Annotated in this window: 16 protein-coding genes and 1 rRNA gene; 14 read left to right on the forward strand and 3 right to left on the reverse strand. The window is 62.2% G+C overall.

Annotation, left to right across the window (positions count from 1 at the left end; translation table 11 throughout):
* Positions 1-426: 426 nt before the first annotated feature.
* Positions 427-1,930, reverse strand: a 16S ribosomal RNA gene (locus V5E97_RS26855).
* 1,509 nt (positions 1,931-3,439) lie between these two features.
* On the opposite strand from V5E97_RS26855, the gene V5E97_RS26860 reads away from it, so the two are divergent.
* Both V5E97_RS26860 and V5E97_RS26865 read left to right on the forward strand, forming a co-directional pair.
* On the forward strand, positions 3,440-3,757 hold the full coding sequence (locus V5E97_RS26860) for a hypothetical protein (protein WP_406694646.1): 318 nt from the start codon (positions 3,440-3,442) through the stop codon (positions 3,755-3,757).
* A 67-nt stretch (positions 3,758-3,824) separates the two neighbouring features.
* The gene (locus tag V5E97_RS26865) at positions 3,825-4,853 is read left to right on the forward strand and encodes a helix-turn-helix domain-containing protein (protein WP_406694647.1); all 1,029 of its coding nucleotides are present in this window, start codon (positions 3,825-3,827) and stop codon (positions 4,851-4,853) included.
* Here the strand turns inward: V5E97_RS26865 and V5E97_RS26870 are convergent.
* A complete protein-coding gene (locus V5E97_RS26870; RefSeq protein WP_406694648.1) occupies positions 4,755-6,197 on the reverse strand; it encodes a DNA methyltransferase in 1,443 nt (480 codons plus the stop codon). The two genes, V5E97_RS26865 and V5E97_RS26870, sit on opposite strands and share 99 nt — an antisense overlap.
* Positions 6,198-6,454: 257 nt before the next feature.
* Here V5E97_RS26870 and V5E97_RS26875 point away from each other — a divergent pair, with 257 nt between their 5' ends.
* A complete protein-coding gene (locus V5E97_RS26875) occupies positions 6,455-7,348 on the forward strand; it encodes a glycosyltransferase family 2 protein (protein WP_406694649.1) in 894 nt (297 codons plus the stop codon).
* A 3-nt stretch (positions 7,349-7,351) separates the two neighbouring features.
* Positions 7,352-7,765: a lipid-A-disaccharide synthase N-terminal domain-containing protein gene (locus V5E97_RS26880; protein ID WP_406694650.1), complete on the forward strand. Its 414-nt coding sequence runs from the start codon at positions 7,352-7,354 to the stop codon at positions 7,763-7,765.
* A gap of 19 nt (positions 7,766-7,784) precedes the next feature.
* On the opposite strand, the gene trpC is transcribed toward V5E97_RS26880, so the two are convergent.
* On the reverse strand, positions 7,785-8,615 hold the full coding sequence (gene trpC, locus V5E97_RS26885) for an indole-3-glycerol phosphate synthase TrpC (RefSeq protein ID WP_406694651.1): 831 nt from the start codon (positions 8,613-8,615) through the stop codon (positions 7,785-7,787).
* Positions 8,616-8,867: 252 nt separating this feature from the next.
* Here trpC and V5E97_RS26890 point away from each other — a divergent pair, with 252 nt between their 5' ends.
* The 10 genes from V5E97_RS26890 (at position 8,868) to V5E97_RS26935 (ending at position 18,803) form a co-directional block, all read left to right on the forward strand.
* Complete coding sequence (locus tag V5E97_RS26890) at positions 8,868-10,199, forward strand: DUF1501 domain-containing protein (protein ID WP_406694652.1); 1,332 nt, start codon at positions 8,868-8,870, stop codon at positions 10,197-10,199.
* A gap of 202 nt (positions 10,200-10,401) precedes the next feature.
* Positions 10,402-11,193 carry an endonuclease/exonuclease/phosphatase family protein gene (locus V5E97_RS26895; RefSeq protein ID WP_406694653.1) on the forward strand — a complete coding sequence of 264 codons (792 nt, stop codon included), beginning with the start codon at positions 10,402-10,404 and terminating at the stop codon, positions 11,191-11,193.
* A gap of 330 nt (positions 11,194-11,523) precedes the next feature.
* On the forward strand, positions 11,524-11,946 hold the full coding sequence (locus tag V5E97_RS26900) for an ankyrin repeat domain-containing protein (RefSeq protein WP_406694654.1): 423 nt from the start codon (positions 11,524-11,526) through the stop codon (positions 11,944-11,946).
* A gap of 132 nt (positions 11,947-12,078) precedes the next feature.
* The gene (locus tag V5E97_RS26905; protein ID WP_406694655.1) at positions 12,079-12,864 is read left to right on the forward strand and encodes a GntR family transcriptional regulator; all 786 of its coding nucleotides are present in this window, start codon (positions 12,079-12,081) and stop codon (positions 12,862-12,864) included.
* Positions 12,861-13,742, forward strand: coding sequence for a sulfite exporter TauE/SafE family protein (locus V5E97_RS26910; RefSeq protein WP_406694656.1), 882 nt, complete (start codon positions 12,861-12,863; stop codon positions 13,740-13,742). Before V5E97_RS26905 ends, V5E97_RS26910 begins: the two co-directional genes overlap by 4 nt.
* Positions 13,739-14,077, forward strand: a complete 339-nt coding sequence (locus V5E97_RS26915; RefSeq protein WP_406694657.1) for a DUF1634 domain-containing protein — start codon at positions 13,739-13,741, stop codon at positions 14,075-14,077. Before V5E97_RS26910 ends, V5E97_RS26915 begins: the two co-directional genes overlap by 4 nt.
* A 474-nt stretch (positions 14,078-14,551) precedes the next feature.
* A complete protein-coding gene (locus V5E97_RS26920) occupies positions 14,552-15,562 on the forward strand; it encodes an endonuclease/exonuclease/phosphatase family protein (RefSeq protein ID WP_406694658.1) in 1,011 nt (336 codons plus the stop codon).
* A gap of 57 nt (positions 15,563-15,619) precedes the next feature.
* Positions 15,620-15,877: a hypothetical protein gene (locus tag V5E97_RS26925; protein WP_406694659.1), complete on the forward strand. Its 258-nt coding sequence runs from the start codon at positions 15,620-15,622 to the stop codon at positions 15,875-15,877.
* Between the two features lie 1,233 nt (positions 15,878-17,110).
* A complete protein-coding gene (locus V5E97_RS26930; RefSeq protein ID WP_406694660.1) occupies positions 17,111-17,674 on the forward strand; it encodes an RNA polymerase sigma factor in 564 nt (187 codons plus the stop codon).
* 10 nt (positions 17,675-17,684) lie between these two features.
* Positions 17,685-18,803: a hypothetical protein gene (locus tag V5E97_RS26935; protein ID WP_406694661.1), complete on the forward strand. Its 1,119-nt coding sequence runs from the start codon at positions 17,685-17,687 to the stop codon at positions 18,801-18,803.
* Positions 18,804-18,825: the final 22 nt, after the last annotated feature.

Below are 18,825 nucleotides of genomic sequence, written 5' to 3' on the forward strand. Positions count from 1 at the left end.
TGTGGAGAGATTCTTCTACTTGGTCTGCCACGACCATTTGTTTGCGGTTCTCACTTGCGTGACCTAACCACCGGATTGTGAAAGAGCAACCGAACCCCAACGACAGACCCTCCGGCCGAAACCGGAGAGCATCCATCTTCGAGATCCGCACTGGCCGCTGGCCAGGGGGCAACGCCGCGAACGGCCCTGCCCCGCACCCAGCAGTGCAAGCAAACGAATAGCGTGGGGAGGGGATGAGCCCACCCCACGCATTCAGGAATCTAACAATGGTCGATCGTGTTCGTGGTCAGAGAACCTTCGTGGGAAGCCGGCGTAAATACCATCTGATCAAGGAGACGGTGCCGATGCGGCCCTTCTTGAATCGAGTTGATGACCGAAGCCATGTCCCACGATCCTCAGAGCCGAGATTTCTAAGAAAATCCTTAGAAAGGAGGTGATCCAACCGCAGGTTCCCTACGGTTACCTTGTTACGACTTAGTCCCCATCACGGGTTTCATCTTCGGCGCCTGCCTTGCGGCTCCGGCGACTTCGGATGCCCCCGCTTTGGTGGCTTGACGGGCGGTGTACAAGGCTCAGGAACACATTCACCGCGGCATGCTGATCCGCGATTACTAGCGATTCCAGCTTCATGCGGGCGGGTTGCAGCCCGCAATCCGAACTGAGGAACGGTTTTGCGATTAGCGTGACTTTGCAGCCTAGCAACGCTCTGTCCGCCCCATTGTAGTACGTGTGCAGCCCCAAGCATAAGGGCCATGAGGACTTGACGTCATCCCGCCTTCCTCCGGCTTAACGCCGGCGGTCTGTCTAGAGTTCCCACCATTACGTGCTGGCAACTAGACACAGGGTTTCGCTCGTTAGGGACTTAACCCAACACCTCACGGCACGAGCTGACGACAGCCATGCAGCACCTGTGCACGTTGTACCTTGCGGCCTCACCGACGTTTCCGCCGGCTAATCCGTGCATGTCAAGCCTGGGATAAGGTTTTGCGTAGCCTCGAATTAAGCCACATACTCCACCGCTTGTGTGAGCCCCCGTCAATTCCTTTGAGTTTCAGCCTTGCGACCATACTCCCCAGGCGGGGTACTTCACGGTTTCCCTACGACAGGGAGCCCATCGGCGAGCCCCCTATCCAGTACCCATCGTTTACGGCCAGGACTACCGGGGTATCTAATCCCGTTCGCTCCCCTGGCTTTCGCGTCTCAGCGTCAGTAGGCATCCAGGACCTCGCTTTCGCCACGGGCGTTCCTTCCGATCTCAACGCATTTCACCGCTCCACCGGAAGTTCCAGGTCCCCCTATGCCCCTCCAGACTCGTCGTATCCGCGCCACTTCCCCGGTTGAGCCGGGGGATTTCAACGACAGACGCACGAATCCGCCTACACGCGCTTTAAGCCCAATGATTCCGAATAACGTTCGCACGGTTCGTCTTACCGCGGCTGCTGGCACGAACTTAGCCCGTGCTTCCTCCAGGGATCAATCAAGGTCTTACGACCCTTTTTCCCCCTCGACAGGAGTTTACAACCCGAAGGCCTTCATCCTCCACGCGGCGTCGCTCGGTCAGGCTTGCGCCCATTGCCGAAGATTCTCGACTGCAGCCTCCCGTAGGAGTCTGGGCAGTGTCTCAGTCCCAGTGTGCCGGGCCACGCTCGCACGCCCGGTAGGCATCGCAGCCTTGGTGGGCCATTACCCCGCCAACAAGCTAATACCACGACAGCCCGTCCCAAGACGCCGAAGCTTTGGCAAAACACCGATGCCGGTGTCGTTGCGTCGCTGGGGATTACCCGCGGTTTCCCGCGGCTATACCCAATCTTGGGGTTGGTTACCGTCGCCTTACTCACCCTTGCGCCACTGGCCTTGCGGCCCGTTCGACTTGCATGCCTAATCCACGCCGCCAACGTTCATTCTGAGCCAGGATCAAACCCTTCGAGATTGGTCGTCTCCCCTGCTCCGAGGAGCAAGAGATCCGGTCCTCACCTTCAAAAGGGTTGAGGAATTTGCTAACTGGTCGCAGCTCGAGTTCGCCGGGGCAAGCCCCTGCTGGCTCGTGCTGTTGGCTGTTGGATCCGTCTCCGTCGCGATTCGACCTCCAACCAAACGGGGTCGAGACGACTCAAACGGCTCCACGCCGGCTTCCCTCAAAGGTTCTCTTCAACCACAAGAACCACGATCGACCGGATTGTCAAAGAACGAACGTGCTGCCGATGCAATTGGCCGGAGTGACTTGCCCTTTGAAGGCGTGTCACGCCGGCCCACCTACCGACAACATCGCGGCCCGCTGTCATGGTGAGCGGTTTCCCGTTCCCAGGTCAGCCGGCCGTTTCGTTGTCACCCGTGGTGACACAGGCGACAAGGGAGATAATACCAACTTGGCTCCGAAGGTCAACACTTCACTCCCGAATCCTTCGCATTTCGAGGGGAGAAGGCGCCGCCCTTGTGTCATCCCAGGCTCTTCAAGGCGGGAGACCTCCCCTTCTACTGCTGGGTGGCCTCTCCCTCTCCGGTATCGCACCGACTCTAGGGAATGCCCCGCTCTATAGGCCCCGCGGGGGTGAAAGCCTCGTGACTGCAGGCTCCGCTGGAACACTTTCATGTCCGCTAGCATGACTTCAAGCCGCCTGTTTCTCGAGGCGGCGCCCCCCCTACCCTCTTCAGGTAAAACCTGGTGGGCCGTGCCCACCCTATCAAGAAGACGCGGGCCACCTAACAAGAGCAGGGTCCGTATCGCTTCGGTTCGTTCCAATCGAGAACTGCTGCAGGTAGACCTACAGCAGGCAGGGGAGAAATGCCGAATCCAATAGTGACGGTTCTCCGAAGACGGCAATGGATGCCGGAACCTTCGGGTTGGAACAACGCTGGCGGGGCCGGACGCCCTGCCCTCTGAGACGGATCGACCAGGCAGGGCCGGACGCCCTGCTTCACAGACGGATCGACACTGGCAGGGCCGGACGCCCTGCTCTCACAGACGGATCGACACAGAGAAGGGCCGGGCGACCGGCTCTCACAGACGGATCGACACTGGCAGGGCCGGACGCCCTGCTCTCACAGACGGATCGACACAGAGAAGGGCCGGGCGACCGGCCTCATTGGGAAACGAAGCGCCAGAGGCGGGGGTCGAACCCCTTTGCCTCCTCGTATTCGACCATTCGGAACAAAACCGCACAAGCCGGACCGGGCACCGGGACGGCCCAGGCCGTCGTGCACCTACAGGTCTGCCTTAACGGCAGGGCCTACCCAGCCAGGATACGGCCCGCAGAGCGTTCCTTTAATGATTTGTTACCCCAATCCCGGGATTCCTCTAGAGCCCGCAATTCGCAAAGTCCAGGTGGAGTTGTTAACCAAACCAGTCGATAACGATCGCTAAGCACCACGTGGTTTGGATTCGCGTTCAAAAGCGATCGAAAACGATCGATCGCGAACCAAAGTCTCGGGGAGCGGAGGAGTGATCTTGTCCGTCGCCATGCCCACCCAAACAGACTGGGTTAAGAGCGTTCTGTTCGACCGGGGATACCTGGCTCGGATTAAAGGCGATGCAATCAAGGTGTATCTGGTGATGCTTGAGATCTGCGGGGGGGAGCCGGACAAGAGCGTGACGATCAGCCTTAGCCAGCTGATGAAGCGGACGCGGCTCTCGTGCCCCACGGTGATTGACGGTCTATCGCGGTTGGAAAGCCTGGGGCTGGTTGTCTCGACCACGCACGAGCGCGGCAAAGTGAAGACCTACTACGTCTCGGATCCCCCCGCGAGTCTGGCCGAGTGATTGCGTCTCACGGCTTTGTTGCGACTTCAACTTTGGTACGTCGGCTCCGGGAGGGTGCCCGTAGGTCATGGCCCCTTACTTCTTTCGCGTCGAGCACGACCTGTTGCGGTCCGAGTCGTTCAAAGCCCTCGGGGGCTCGGCGATCAAGGTCTACCTCACGATCGGGCTCTACTCCGACTTCGGGTCGGACTGGGCTTACCCCAGTATCCGAACAATCGCCGCCCAGGCGGGGCTGAGCCGTCAGACCGTTCTGGCCGCCATTGAGGAATTGACTCGCAGGGGCCTGCTGGCCGCCAGCAAGTCGAAAGGGCGATCGACGGCTTACAAGATCATGCGTCAAGCCCCGCCGGAGCGCCCGCCGGGCAAAACTACGAAGCGATCCGAAATCCTGCCCCCTACTGGTCCAACTCTTTTAGAGGGGACCCCGAAAACTGGCCCATTTTCTTTAGACCTATCCCTGGAAACTGGTCCAGATTCTTTCGAGGCGTTGGCCCAATTCCTCGGCCCGGCTGGCCCCGAGGCTGGGCCCAAACAAGAACAAGGATCAAGAGAAGACACGACAAGCATCCCGATTCCGGGAACACCCTTCCGTTTGTCTGCCGCCGGGCGATTGCTTGTTGCTGTGGATTTGCAGGAACTGCTGACAAATCAGGGAATCCCGCGACAGTTGGCCGGTCGCCTGGCCGCGCAAAAGGATCCGGAGGACGTCGCAAAGGTCCTCTTGAATGCCTTTTACCTTCAAAGCCAGGGCAAACTGCAAAATGGCCCCGGCTATATTCGCGCGGGTCTCGAGGATGGTTACGACCTCTTGCCCCAGGTCGCAAACAAGCTAGAAACTCGACGGCGCGAACTGGAAACACGGCTTCGCACCGTGGAAATCCAGCGCGAGCAGCAGCGTGAGGAAGAATCGCGCGTCGCCGAGGAGGCCGCGATTAACCTTGTGATCGAAAGTCTCCGACCCCAGGAGATGCGTGAACTGATCGCGCAGGCTCTGGCTTCATTGCCCGAGCCGATCGTTCGCCGCAATCCGACTCTCACCAACCCCTTCCTGCGGGCCAAAGTTTACGAACTGGCCTGCGGCGAGCCCCTGTCCTAAGCCCCTGTCAGCAATGGGCTTGCGTGCGATCAGCAGGTCGCGCACTTGCCCGAGCATCCGCCCCTCCGCGCGCGCCCGGCGGACATGCTGCGGCAGATAAGCGCCGTCCATCGGACAACTGATCCGGCGCTCCGGCAGGAACCCGGCCGCAACCAGGGCGGCATAGCCATAAAAGGCATGATCGAGATAGCCGTGTCCCGCCGGCAGATCCTTTTCGGTCTGGTTCGCCACCAGAAGCGCGAGGTAACCGCCGGGGCGGATCGTGGCAAACGCGTGCCGCGCCAACTGGTTCAAAAAGTCGATCCAGGCGGCGAACGGAGCCGTCGCGATGCCCTCTGCGCCGTAGCGCCGCGCCTGCATCGTATGGTAGGGCGGATCACAGAAGATCAGGTCGCATCCGCTCGTTTCGGGCGGAAAACCGTCTTTTACGTCACGTTCCTGGACGTCTGGGCGTACGGAGTGGATGTCGTACGCAAGACAGCGGCGTCCCATTGACTCGCAGACGTCAATCACGGTGCCGCCACCGGCCATCGGGTCAACCACGAGGGCATTCGGTGTCGTGTAATAATGCAAGGTGTGGGCGACGATTGCCGGCGGGATCGCTCCCGGATGGGGGACGCCGAATCCGTGGTCGTGTTTGAACGCCCAGACGTCGTATGGGGTGGGGCGAAATCCGGCGGCGAACCGGTCGCGGCGTCTTAGGTCTTTATAAGCGGCATGGATCGTCTTGGTCCCGGCGTCGAGTCGCGTGAGGCTGGCGATCGCGCGGGTGTCCCCTTCCTTCGCGGTCTTCCAGATCGTCCGCGCCTGGCGGTAGAGGTCCTTGCCGCCGAGGCCAATTGCTCGGGCGAGGGTTGAATCGCTGCGACCCGGCCGATCGTCGGAATTCCGACAATCGGCGGAATCGCCGTCGGCGGGGGGCTCGTCCTGGAACTGGCGGAGGTTCGCCAGGCGGCGGCGGCGGGCCGCGGTGGTCTGCAACTCCTCGTGGGCGTCGGCCTCGCGCATCATCTGGCTGAACGTTTTGCGACGCTGTCGGTTATATTCGAGAATCGCGAGGTCTCGAGCGGCTCGCGATGAGTAGGACTTGACCTCGCACGGCACCTCGGTCAGGCCCAGGGCCCGGGCACAGGCGAGCCGGCGGTGTCCGGAAATTACCTCCCAGGTCGATTCTTGGTGAACGACAGCCAAAGGGACCAGGATTCCCTGAGCGCGAACGCTTTCGATCAGGTCGTCGATCTCGCCAGCAGGATCGCCATAAATTGAGATGCTTAAAGGGTTTGCCTGGATTTCATCGGGGGCGATCAGGCGGATGGCCGGGGAGGGGGTCAAGGTGGAAGGCATGGCCGGGGCGTCCTTGTCCTCAGCAATTCCTCGTGAAGATCGGACGCATGAGTCGCCGATCCTTTAGGGTTGATGGGGCAACCTAGCAGGAGCCCCAAGGTCTGTCTATAACGGTTTCCGGCGTTGCAAGGGCTTGCCCGCCGTCTGATTCTGGGATAGGCGCGCCAACGATTCTGTGGAGAATGCCGAGGCATTAGATGGAGACCATGGATGGTCTCTGTAGGCCTGTCTCCGCGGTCGGCAAGGAGGCTACGTTCATGTCGTCCATGCGGCAGGATCCGTCTCATCGGCCGGGGCCGGTGGGTCGGACCAGAGTTCCCTCTTCCGGAGAGGGGCCGAGACGGGAGTGCGGCGTCTGGCTCTCGGTCGTCGTGCCGGCCAAGAACGAGGCGGCCGGCTTGCCGCAACTGGTCGAGGAAATCGCGCGGGCTTTGCGGCCGCTCTGCAGCCTGTCGGTGGGGTCTCGGCTTGCCGGCTTCGAGATCATGATCGTCGACGACGGGTCGACGGACTCGACTTCCGAGGTTCTCGAGCAGCTCGGCGCGGCCTATCCCGAGCTCCGGCCGGTCCGGCTGGCGAGCAACGTGGGACAGTCGGCGGCGACCGCGGCGGGGTTCCGCGAGGCCCGAGGGGACTGGCTGGCGACTCTCGACGCCGACCTCCAGAACGACCCGGCCGACCTGGCGGCGCTCTGGCAGGCCCTGCCCGGCCACGATGCCGCGCTCGGCTGGCGGGTCAAGCGCGAGGACGTCTGGTCGAAACGGATCATCAGTCGATGGGCCAACCGGATCCGCAACGCGGTTCTCGGCCAGTCGATTCGTGACACCGGTTGCTCGGTCCGGATCTTCCCGAGGGACCTGGCCTTACGACTGCCGATGTTCTATGGCGCACATCGGTTCCTCGGCCCCTTGTTGCTTCGCGAAGGCTGCCGGATCGTCCAGGTGCCGGTGACCCATCGTCCGAGGCCTCATGGCGCATCGCACTACAACCTCTGGAACCGGTCGCTCCGGGTCGTCGTCGACCTGTTCGGTGTCGCCTGGCTGATGAGGCGTTCGGTGTGCTATGAGCTGGCCGCGACCCCGGCGGACGACTCTGCTTCTTCCAGTGCCCCGGTTTCCCCGGCCCGACGTGGCGTCGGTCAGGAGATTTGAACGATGTCGGACGTGTCGCGGCTCTTTTCGGACCTCTGGAGCGTGCTGTGGGGCATGTCGCTCTGGGTCAAAATTGGCTTTTTGGGACAGGCCGCGTTCACTGCGCGGTTCCTCGTGCAGTGGGTGGCCTCGGAGAAAAAGAAGGCCTCGGTGGTGCCGGTCGCCTTTTGGTGGCTGAGCATCGTGGGGGGCCTGATCCTGCTCGCGTACGCCATCCATCGCCGCGACCCGGTCATCATCGTCGGCCAGGCGACGGGCCTTCTGGTCTACATCAGGAACCTGATGCTCGTGCAACGAGCCAGGTCCCGGGCGGCCAAGCGCACCAAGAAGAAGGATCAGGGCGAGGACGCCGAGATGGCCTCGACCTCCCGCCCGCACCGGGTCGATTCCCCCGCCCAGAAAATTCCCTGGTCGTGAACATGAGAGCGGACGCCTCTCACCCCGCCGGGATCGCCGGATCCTGAGCGGGCTTCGTCTCGGGGGTGAGCCCGAGGAGTTGCTCCACGGCCAGGCCGATGTCGTCGGCCCGCATCAAGGACTCGCCGACGAGGATGGCCGAAACGCCGGCGGCCTCGAGGCGCTCGACGTCTGCGCGGGTCCTGATTCCGCTCTCGCTGACCAAAAGCACGTCGGGGGGGATCTGGGGGCGGAGTCGCAAGGTCAGGTCGAGGTCGGTGACGAACCGGCGGAGGTCACGGTTGTTGATCCCGACCAGGTCGGCTCCCGAGGCGAGGACGCGGGGGAGGTTGGCCTCCTCGTGGAACTCGACCAGGGCGGCCATGCCCAGGCCGCGCGCCCGGGCGAGCAGTCGCGCCAGCGTTTCGTCGTCGAGGATCTCGGCGATCAAGAGGATCGCGTCGGCCCCGGCAAGCCGGGCCTCGACGACCTGATACTCGTCGATGATGAAATCCTTGCGGAGCAACGGGATCGCGACCGAGGCCCGGATCCGCGCGAGATAGGACAAGTGTCCCTGGAAAAAAGGGACGTCGGTCAACACGCTGAGGCAGGCCGCTCCATGACCCTGGTAGGCGCGGGCGATGGCGATGGGGTCGAAGTCGGCCCGGATGACCTTGGCCGAAGGACTCGCCTTCTTGACCTCGGCGATCAACTGGATCGGTCCCGGGCCTGCCAGCGCGGCGCGAAAGTCGCGGACCGGCGGCGCCGAGGCGGCCTGATCTTCCATCTCCTGGAGGGGCATCCGGAGCCGGGCCGCAGCCACCTCACGCCGCTTGGACGCGACGATTTCGTCGAGGATCGATTCTGCCACGGCGACTTCCCCTTCCCTTCCGCTTCGGTTCCCAGCCACGATTTCGGTCTTCGTGGCACCCATCCAGCCGATTGATTCTACCGTAGGAGAGTCAAACGCCGCGACTCCCCTTCCCTAACCCCTAAGAGTCCTTTTTTTCGGAGGGACGGAATCGATCTCTCCCTTGTGGGATCCGCGTCTGTTATCATAATGTTGAAGAATCGCTGAATCGGGTCTTGCTCGTTGAAGATTCAGAGGACGGAGAGACAGGCCATGCTGACGTTGTTCGGTTCAGGGCACCGGTATTGCGATGGCGTCTCCCGGCGCTCGTTTCTGAAGATCGGCGGCCTGGCGATGGGCGGGCTTGGCCTGCCCGAGTTGCTCCGGGCCGAGTCGCGGGGGGCCTCCGGCGGCTCGTCCAAGAAGTCGGTCATCATGGTCTACCTGACCGGGGGCCTATCGCATCAGGACACGTTCGACCTCAAGCCCGATGCGCCTGCGGAAATTCGCGGTGAGTTCAAGCCGATCGCGACCCGGCTCCCCGGGATCCAGGTGGGTGAACTCCTGCCTAGAATGGCTGCCTCGATCGACAAGGTCGCCGTGCTCCGCTCGATTGTCGGGCTTCGCGACGAGCACTCCAGCTTTCAGAACATCACCGGCTACCCGATGGGTGTCAGCCAGCGTGAGGGGAAGCCGCACTTCGGCTCGGTCGTCTCCAAGGTCCAAGGCCCGCGCAACACCGTCGTGCCGCCGTTCATCGACCTCTTTCCGACGATGCAGCACAAGCCTTACAACACGCCAGGGCCCGGCCACCTGGGCCTGATTCATGGCCCCGCGCGAATGGACGGAGACGACCTGGCTCTGCTCAAGCAGACCGAGGTTGCGCCCGCCCGGTTCGCGGGACGCAAGCAACTGCTCAGCCAGTTCGACCAGTTCCGCCGTGAGGTGGACACGGTCGAAGTCGGAGGCATGGAGAGCGTGTACCGCCGGGCATTCGAGGTCTTGGCCACGAGTCGCGTGGCGCAGGCGCTCGACGTCGAACGCGAAGACCCGAAGCTTCGCGATCGCTACGGCATCGGGTCATCCAAGCATCTTGGCGACGGCGCCCCGATGTGGAACGACCAGCTCCTAATCGCCCGCCGACTGGTCGAGGCCGGGGCTCGTTGCGTGACCGTCGCTTACGGCTTTTGGGATACCCACGGGAATAATTTCGGGCATTTGCGCAAACACCTCCCTCTGTTCGATCAGGGCATCTCGGCCCTGGTTGAGGACATCTACGCACGCGGCCTGGATCAGGATGTGACGGTCGTCGTGTGGGGCGAGTTCGGCCGGTCCCCCAAGATCAACAAGGACGCCGGACGCGATCACTGGGCGCCGGTGAATGGGACCTTGATGGCCGGAGGTGGAATGAAGGTCGGCCAGGTGATCGGCTCCACCGACAAACTGGGCGGGGCGGCGGCGAGCCACCCGATCCACTACCACGACGTCTTGGCGACCGTTTATCACAACCTCGGCATCGATCCGCACGGTTTCGTTCAGGACAAGTCAGGCCGACCGATCCCGATCCTCCCGGGGACGGCGACGCCGATTGCTGAACTCATTTGAAAGTTTGGCGGGCGAAGGCGACGCATTGATTCCCCCGACGTTGTTCAGGGTTTTGTCTGAATCCAGATCCACGCAGGTTTGAGCAAATAAACAAGGACCGGGCGCCTGCGAGAGTAGGCTCCCGGCCCTTTTGTCTTATACCGACGTAGGATTGTGGAATTGATAAGGGAACTGTGGTCCCGCTTCTGAGGGGAGCTTCGACATGATCAGGTTTAAGTTTGTTCCTGCGTTTATTTTGTTGCTCGTCGCGGGCGAGGTTTCGGCGGTTGCGGCCGAGCCGACTCGGGTCCGGGTCCTCAGTTACAACATTCACCATGGCGAGGGGACGGATCAAAAGCTTGACCTCGAGCGGCTGGCTCGAGTGATCCGGTCGGTCAATCCCGACGTGGTCGCGCTTCAAGAGGTTGATCGGGGCGTGAAGCGATCAAACAAGGTGGATGAGCCGGCGGAACTGGGCCGGCTGACGGGAATGCGGTCCCTCTTCGAGCGGAACATTACTTTCGAAGGGGGGGACTATGGCAACGCCATCCTGAGTCGCCTGCCCGTGACAAGTCATAAAAATATTAAGTTGCCATCGCATTATGTCGGTGAGCAGCGCGGAGCGCTGGTCGCCGAGTTGACCGCCCCCGATGGACGCACGCCGATTCGCTTGATCGCCACTCACCTTGACTACCGTCCCAACGATGGGGAACGCAGAGACTCGGTGAAGCGCCTCGAGGAACTGGCCGGTGAAGCGCCCGATCGCCCCACTCTCCTCGTCGGCGACCTCAACTCACTCCCCGACAGCGAGGTGCTTACTCTGTTCGAGGCCCCCTGGAAACGGTCGACTCCGACACCGCTTTCGACCTTTCCCTCGAACAAGCCTTCCCGCCAGATCGACTATGTCCTCTACCGCCCCGCCTCGCGGTGGAAGGTGGTCGAGAACCGGGTGCTGGACGAACCGGTGGCCTCGGATCATCGGCCGCTGTTGGTCGTGCTCGAACTGCTGGATTGACCCTGGCGAGCGTTGCCGGGCCAACCATTAGCATCAGCGCCAGTAAGGCCACGGCCTTGTGTCTCACCTCCGGCGGGAGCCCCTCCCAAACCGGGATCGTCGGTAGGGCTCGAAGCAGGTCGAGTTGAGTCAGCCGTTCGGGGTCGCGTGGTTGGGACATCGGTCACTCCTCCGGGGGATGCGGGCCGGAGACCTGGCCAGGCACCTTCGAGCCGGGGGGCCGGAGGCCTATGCCTGGAAGGGCTGCTGAAGCTCGTCTTGGACACACCCTGAACGGGCAAGCCCGAGTACTCACCAAGCCTGGAAAACGGTGGCCCGAGGAGGTGCGCGTTGGCCAGATCCATGCACGACGGCATCACGAAACTCGCCGAGGAAGGGGACGAGGAAGGCGTTCGGCGGATGCTCGATGAGGGGGTACCCGTAGACACCATCGACAACGGCCGGTTCAACGTGACGCCGCTCCAGGTTGCCGCTCAAGCCAGTCGACTGGAGATCGTCAAGGTGCTCCTGGCGGCGGGTGCCAACGTCAACCATTTCGACCACGATGACTTCTCGCCTGTGACCGCGGCTGCACGGGCTGGCAAGTGGAGCGTGGTCAGAGTCCTGGCGGAGCATGGCGGCGACTTCCGAAAGTACGACAGCCACGGTAAGTCCGGGCACGACTACCTGAGGCGTTGCCGGGGCAAGCGCAACCGGGCCGCGATCGAGGCTGCGCTTGAAGCGCGGGAAATCCCCGACCTAGAACAGCCGTAATTGCGCCTCGTTCCCCTGTCTGAGTCGCGCCACGCTCTGTCTGTCGGTAGTCCGGCTCTCCCGGCTCTTCTCGTAATATCGTGGCAGAACGCGCCCCTTGACAACCGGACGTCATGACGTCATGATGACCGTATGAGCACAGATCCTGCCAGCGTAATCCCGCTCTATTTCCAGATTCAGAACGACCTTGCGTCGTCGATCGCAAGCGGGGCGATTCCTCCCGGCGGCCAACTCCCATCCGAGGAAGAGTTGATCCGGAAGTACGCCGTAAGTCGCACCACGGTCCGGAAGGCCGTTCAGGAGTTGGAGCGGCTGGGGCTGATCGAGATTCGACGTGGACGTGGGACCTTCGTGCGGGCGGCGAAGCTCTCTCAGGGTTTCACGGAGCTGACCGGCTTCGTGGAGGACATGCTGGTCTTGGGGCTGAAACCTTCGGCCAAAGTCCTTGGGGCGGCACCGACGGCGGCCAATGAGTGGGTTGCGAGGCAACTTCGCTTACCGATCGGTACGGAGGTCATGAAAATCCGGCGGGTCAGGCTCGCCGATGGCGTGGCGATGTCTCTGGACGAGACGTACCTGCCGATGGATCTGGGGGAGAAGGTCGCAAAGGACGACCTCGAGGTTTACCCCATCTTCTCCCTGCTCGAGGAGAAGTATGAAACGCCCCTGATCGAGGCCGACTACCGGATCGAAGCGGTCGCGGCCGAACGATTCGTCGCCGAGACATTGGAGGTCGAGGAAGGGGCGCCGATTCTTCTCATCGAGAGAGTTTCCTTCACGCTGGGTCAACGCCCTGTGGACTACGAGAAGTTGTACTACCGGGGGGACAAGCTCAGGCTTACGACGCGGCTCCAGAGGCGTTCCTCCCCGATCCCGCTCGATGCCCTCCCTCGAATCATACCGAAGGAGGAGCGATGAGCATCGGTACCCCTGCGTACTCGTTGCTCGTCGGCCTCGTATCGCTGGCGTCGGGCTTGCTCGGCGGAATGCTCGGCATGGCTGCAGGGATATTTATCGTTCCCGCACTGACCCTGGCGTTCGGCCTCGACATCCGCTACGCCGTCGGTGCCAGCTTGGTCTCCGTCATAGGCTGTTCCTGCGGTAGTGCGGCGAGTGCGATGGAGAACCGCCTTACGAACGTGCGGCTGGCGATCCTGCTTGAAATCGGGACGACGCTCGGGGCCCTGACCGGCGTGATGCTCAGCGGCATCTTCCCCGAGTCGGCCCTCTACCTCCTCTTTGCGGCGATCTTGGTGATCTCCGCCTTCCAGATGTTCCGCAAGCGGAAGGCCGATGGCTCGCAGTCGAGCCCTGGGTCGCCTCCGGATCGGTGGGCGACTCGACTGAGGCTCAACTCCAGCTACCCCGATCCGCAGTTGCAGCGGGAAGTCGCCTACGGAGTGAGCCGGGTCTGGTTGGGGTTGTTCCTGATGTATGCGGCGGGGACGATGTCTTCCCTGCTCGGCATCGGCAGCGGGGTGCTGAAGGTTCCCGCTCTGGATTCTGCGCTGCGGCTCCCAATCAAGGTGTCATCGGCTACCTCCAACTTCATGATCGGTGTCACCGCGGCAGCGAGTGCGGGCATCTACTACGCCCGAGGAGATATCTTGCTTGATGTCGCAGCCCCCGTTGCCCTGGGGTCGATCCTCGGAGCTTACCTTGGGGCAAAGATTCTCATGCGGACCTCGAACGAGCGAATCCGCACTCTGTTTATCGTCGTTCTACTCGTGCTAGCGGTGAAGATGTTCACGGCCGCAGCGCAGGGGACGAATCCGGCTGTAGGAAGCTGGCGATGAACGCACCTAACAATGACGATCGACGCCGCTTGGAGCGAATGGAGTACCTCCTCGCCGGACTGCTACGCTACGGAGCCCGCGTCGCCTCCGGTTGGATCGCCGTCGGGATGACGGTCGCCCTGTTTGGTTACGCTCCATCGAACCCTCGCAATGACCTCGCAGAGCGATGTATGAGGATCGGGATCATTCTGCTCATTGCTCTGCCGGTGCTGCGGGTAACGCTGACAACGGGCGTTTTTCTCTACGAAAGGGACTATGTTTTCGCCGCGGTATCTGGGGCCGTCCTCGTCATCATCGCACTCGGATTCCTGCTGGGAACGGTCGGCGTTCACTAACTCTGCTGAGGAAAGGCCTCGAGGGCGAAGCGATCCATTCGATAGGCCGATCGCACGATGTCGGAAAGCAGGCGCCCATTTTTCGAAAGCCTCCAGATTTCCTCTGAAATCCCTGACAGCCTACCCCTCCCCATTGTTCCTCCTTTCACAGGAATCACCCAGATTTCCTCATTGAGGTGCCTGGCCCTTAATAAGCACACCCATGCGTGGCTGGACGAAGGCTTGTGCGAGAAGGACCGCAATGTGAGCGACCTGGAATTGGAGGGATGCCGGATCAAACGCAATACCTACCAAGATGAATGAGGTTATGAAATGCGATTACGCTAACATTAGAAATTCGGCAGGTTGATTTGACGCGATTCCTTGCGCCGTAGTATGTTGCTGATAGAATTTACCACCACAGTGCATTCGGCGTTCTTGCTCTGCCTCGATTGCCCGATCCGTTGTAGAGGAAGCCAGGTTTAGAGTCAATCAATGAAATTGTCAAGATATTTCGGGATAGTTAATTCGTTTGTGGTGATCGCTTTGGTCTGGTGCGTCAGTCTGGTTGTGCTTCCCGCCGAGGCGGACGGTGCGGAAGAGGCGCCGGATACCGTTCGTGTGTTGAGCTTCAACCTTTGGAACGGGGGCGATTCGGGCAAGCAACCTCTCGACGGCACAGTCGAGGTCATCAAGCGGTCGCAAGCCGACGTCGTGGGTCTCCAGGAAACGGGAGGAATCGCGCCCAAAGGAGAGCCGCGTCCCGATCGCGCCGCTGAAATCGCCAAGCGTCTGGGATGGCACTACCTCGACCAGGGCGGCAGGACGGGGATCATCAGTCGGTTCGAGATCGTCGCCTCAACGCCGAAGAAGTGGGGTGCCAAGCTGGTTCTGCCTTCGGGTCGGCCGCTATACGCCTTCAATGTCCACCTGGCCCACAGCCCTTATCAGCCATATCAGCTTCTACGAATTCCCTACGGCGACGGCGCCTTCCTCACAACAGAGACCGAAGCGGTCCGGGCCGCTCAGGAAGCCCGGGGAAGTCAGGTTGCGGAAATGCTGATGGAAGCGAGGGCCATCGTTGCGGAGGGATGGCCCGTAGTCCTCACCGGCGACTTCAACGAGCCGTCGCACAGGGACTGGACGGAGGCCGCCGCAAAAGCCAACCTTTGCCCTCTGAAAGTGGAATGGCCCTCGACCAAGGCAGTCGAAGATGCTGGGTTCGTCGACGCCTACCGGAGTGTTCATCCCGATCCGGTGGAGCCGCGAGGCTTGACGTGGACCCCCATCACCCATGCCAGCGACCCCAAGGACCGGCATGATCGCATCGACTTCGTGTTCGTAAGCGGATTTGGTCGCCCGAACGCCGCGGTGAAAGCCGTTCGGATCATCGGCGAATCGCCAGCGTCCGCCGATATCGTCGTCAGCCCGTACCCCTCCGATCACCGGGCAGTCGTCGCGGATCTGGAACTCTTTGCTGGCAGACCAACGGCGCCCGGGAGGTGACGTGGGCGGGCGGCCCGACGCCCGAGGCAAGGACGTCGTCGCCCCCTGCGAGCCAAGATGGTGTCCGACCCGGCCGACGATCCCTGGTCGAGCGATCCGGCGCACGGCGAGGGGCTTGCCAATCCGCTGCTGACGCAACTCCCGGAGTGGGTCGACCTCGACCTCGACGGGCCGGCGTGGCGGGCCGAGTGGCGTTGCGGCGCCTACGCAGAACGGACACATGTGGCCGGCCGATCACAGACTTCGGCCCTTGGCCAGTCCCTCTTAATGTGCCTCAGACTTTGGCTTCCACAATCGCTTCCGATTGAAGTATGATCGGACGATCAAAGCCCCAAGCGCACCAGAAAGCATTGCACCCTGGCAGGTAACAATCTGACGAAAATTGCGAGCAAAGACTGGATAAAGGATTGAGTCCACATGTAGCAAGAAGAATCCCGCCGCATAACTTAGAAAAACTATACTAGCCCACCGCTCTTCCCTGCCTGCAGCGACAACCCCTCGAATTGCGTAGCCGATTAGACAAAAGGTTGTTAGCCAAGTGAACGCGAGCCAGTACGAGTTAGGATAGCGCATGGCCGCAAAACACACGGCGCAAATAGCAACCAGTGCCATCAACCACGCAATTCGAGTCATGAATACCTCTTGGATTTCATGCGCATCCCATGTTCAGTCTGCGGGGCATGGAATCAGTGGCCATGCAGCTAAAGCGAGCTGGCCAGGTGGTCTGATGATGTCGGAATGCAAGCACCCATTTTTCGAAAGCCTCCGCATTTCCCCTGAAATCCCTGACGACCTAACCTCCAGTATGCCTCCTTTCGCGGGAATCCCCCAGATTTCCTCAATGAGGTGCCTGGCCCATAACAGGCCCGTTCTTCGCCGTGCGTTCGGCTAGCAATTCGTTAAACATATTTATGTCTGTATTTATTGCCCCTGCTGGCGATTCTTGGCGTCGCCCCGCCCGTGCGTGCGCATGGCCCAGCGTCACGATGAAAGAAACAGTGGCATAGCCACCAGGCAAGGCCCGGCGACCACCTTTGCCTGTCAGGGGAATCGCCCAGGCTGGAATCCTCCTCGTTCCCACGGTCCCCCGTGGGAATGCCGTCCCCGACGCTCCGCGTTGTCTGGCCCTCGAAAGCCGAGGACGCAGAGAGGCTGTGAATTTTTTATACGACAACTGTCGTGCATGTTCAGACGCGCACTATTTCGATGCCCCTAATGAGTCTCAAGTCCGTGTTGAAGCCCGTCGGCCGCCATGATCTGAGGCTCAATAGCGGGAACGACCCATGAAAAATTCACAACCTGAGAGCGTCCAAGACTTCATTCCCACGGGGGACCGTGGGAACGAGTAGCGAGAGGCTTCCTAGCCCTGTATCGGGTCGTTGTTAATTTTGCAACAGAGGTCGCCGTGGCGATGGGGAGCAAATCAAGGGGGAAAAGAAGGGATGAGGAGGATTGTAAGAAATGGCCGTCCGGTTCGTTGAGTAGATTGAAGGCTCGAACGGGCCGGGGAGATGCACCGGTGGATGGGTTGACCGGGACGGTGGCCGTTTGAGCAAGCGAGCGGGACTGAACAATGAGCCTGATGAGGCCGGCGATCCTGGCGACGCCGACGCCTGGGTGCTGTCCACGCTCCCACGCGCGGTCGCGTACGCGGCCGGGCTACTTCGCAACCGGGCGTCGGCCGAGGACGTCGTCCACGATTGTTACTGTCGGCTGCTGCGGAAGGCGGACGTGTACGACCTGCCGCGGGACGGGACGCGGCTGCTCTTCCGGGCAATAACGAACGCCTGCATCGACATCTCGCGCGGCCGCGGGCCGGTCGGGTCGTACGACCAGTGGGAAGACGACGCCCGTCGGTCGGCGGAGCTCGCGGACCGGTCGGCGGCAGAGCCGTGGAAACAGTTGGAGCACCGCGAGTTGCAGGAGGCAATCGGGCGGGGGCTGGACGAGTTGCCGCCGTCACAGCGGGCGGCGATCGAGCTCAAGAGCATGGGACATTCGCTCCAGGAGATCGCCGAGGCGCTGGGGGTGACGCCAAACCACGCGGGGGTACTGATCCACCGGGGGCGGCAGGCGCTGACGCGGCGGATCGGGAAGTTCCTCGGCGAGTGAGGTTGATCTGATGAGAAGAGGAGTCAAAGACGACGACTCGGAATCGGAAGAAGAGCAGGTGTCAGAGCAAGGGGATGATGCGATGAGCGGGTCCGAGTCCGAATTCGAGCAGACGCTGGAGACGCTGGTGCGGGCGGATTTGGACCGCAGGGCCGACTCCGTCGACCCGCGGCCGCTGTTCGAGCGGGTCCGGCGGAGCATGCGGAACGAGGCCGAAGAGCCTCTCGCCGCCTGGGGCGCTACCCGCACGGCCCGCCATCACCTCCTGCGTTTTCCGGCGGCCCGCCCGTTCCGCAGGCTGGCGTGGGGGGCCGCGGCTGCGGCTGCGGTCGTGCTGGCGTTCGTCTTCGGATCCCAGGTGTCGCCGGTCCAGGCCAGTGCCGAGGCGATCGTCCGCGAGGCGCGGCGGATCCACCGGATCCCCGTCGACCGCTGCTATCTCGTGGAGGTGCGCCAGGACTCGGAACTGCTGCAAGAGGCGTACCCGATGACGACCCAGGCCCGGCTCACCCGGCTCTGGACGCGCGGGGACCGGTTCTGGCTCGAATCCGTCGACCCCCAGCGGCGCTGGGCGTGGGGCCGGGACGACCGGGGGAACGTCTGGATGGCGTTCGGGTCGCGCCGCGGGATCCGGTTTGGACCGGACGAACTTCCCGGTTGGCTCAAGGTGAGTTTCGATGTCTGGAGTATGCAGCCGGACATGCTGCTGGGCGAAGTCCTGCGGGACTTCGACTTGCGCCGCGAGCAACCGGACCCCGGCCAGCCCGGCACGACGGTCGCCATCCGCGCGACGCCGAAGCCGGGCCATACGCACCCGGAACTCCGGGGTGCCCGCCTGGAGTTCGACGCCGAGACCAGGGTAGTCCGCAAGCTGGTGCTGGAGCGGACGCGGATGGGCCAGCCGTTCGCGACGGTTACGTACACGCTGATCGACACGCAGATGCGCGATGACAGGCTGTTCGAGTTGGAGGGGCACCTGGAGGCACCGTACGAGATCTACACCCGCGAAAACGAGCCGCAGCGTCGCCGGGTACTGGCGATGCGGTGGCTCGCGCCGCAGGTCGGAGACCGGCCGCGGCCGACACCGCAGCGGTCGCCTCAGATTATCCCGAAGCCGGCCAAAGACTGAGCAATCCCGTCGGCTTCTGAGC

The sequence above is a fragment of the Singulisphaera photorubra genome (assembly GCF_045290345.1).
In the GTDB taxonomy this organism is placed as follows: Bacteria; Planctomycetota; Planctomycetia; order Isosphaerales; family Isosphaeraceae; genus Singulisphaera.

Excerpts from the sequence above, each read along its gene's own strand:
- V5E97_RS26865 (WP_406694647.1), top strand. The coding sequence starts at position 3,825 with ATGGCCCCTTACTTCTTTCGCGTCGAGCACGACCTGTTGCGGTCCGAG.
- V5E97_RS26870 (WP_406694648.1), bottom strand. The coding sequence starts at position 6,197 with ATGCCTTCCACCTTGACCCCCTCCCCGGCCATCCGCCTGATCGCCCCC.
- V5E97_RS26875 (WP_406694649.1), top strand. The coding sequence starts at position 6,455 with ATGTCGTCCATGCGGCAGGATCCGTCTCATCGGCCGGGGCCGGTGGGT.
- V5E97_RS26880 (WP_406694650.1), top strand. The coding sequence starts at position 7,352 with ATGTCGGACGTGTCGCGGCTCTTTTCGGACCTCTGGAGCGTGCTGTGG.
- V5E97_RS26890 (WP_406694652.1), top strand. The coding sequence starts at position 8,868 with ATGCTGACGTTGTTCGGTTCAGGGCACCGGTATTGCGATGGCGTCTCC.
- V5E97_RS26895 (WP_406694653.1), top strand. The coding sequence starts at position 10,402 with ATGATCAGGTTTAAGTTTGTTCCTGCGTTTATTTTGTTGCTCGTCGCG.
- V5E97_RS26905 (WP_406694655.1), top strand. The coding sequence starts at position 12,079 with ATGAGCACAGATCCTGCCAGCGTAATCCCGCTCTATTTCCAGATTCAG.
- V5E97_RS26910 (WP_406694656.1), top strand. The coding sequence starts at position 12,861 with ATGAGCATCGGTACCCCTGCGTACTCGTTGCTCGTCGGCCTCGTATCG.
- V5E97_RS26915 (WP_406694657.1), top strand. The coding sequence starts at position 13,739 with ATGAACGCACCTAACAATGACGATCGACGCCGCTTGGAGCGAATGGAG.
- V5E97_RS26920 (WP_406694658.1), top strand. The coding sequence starts at position 14,552 with ATGAAATTGTCAAGATATTTCGGGATAGTTAATTCGTTTGTGGTGATC.
- V5E97_RS26925 (WP_406694659.1), top strand. The coding sequence starts at position 15,620 with ATGGTGTCCGACCCGGCCGACGATCCCTGGTCGAGCGATCCGGCGCAC.
- V5E97_RS26935 (WP_406694661.1), top strand. The coding sequence starts at position 17,685 with ATGAGAAGAGGAGTCAAAGACGACGACTCGGAATCGGAAGAAGAGCAG.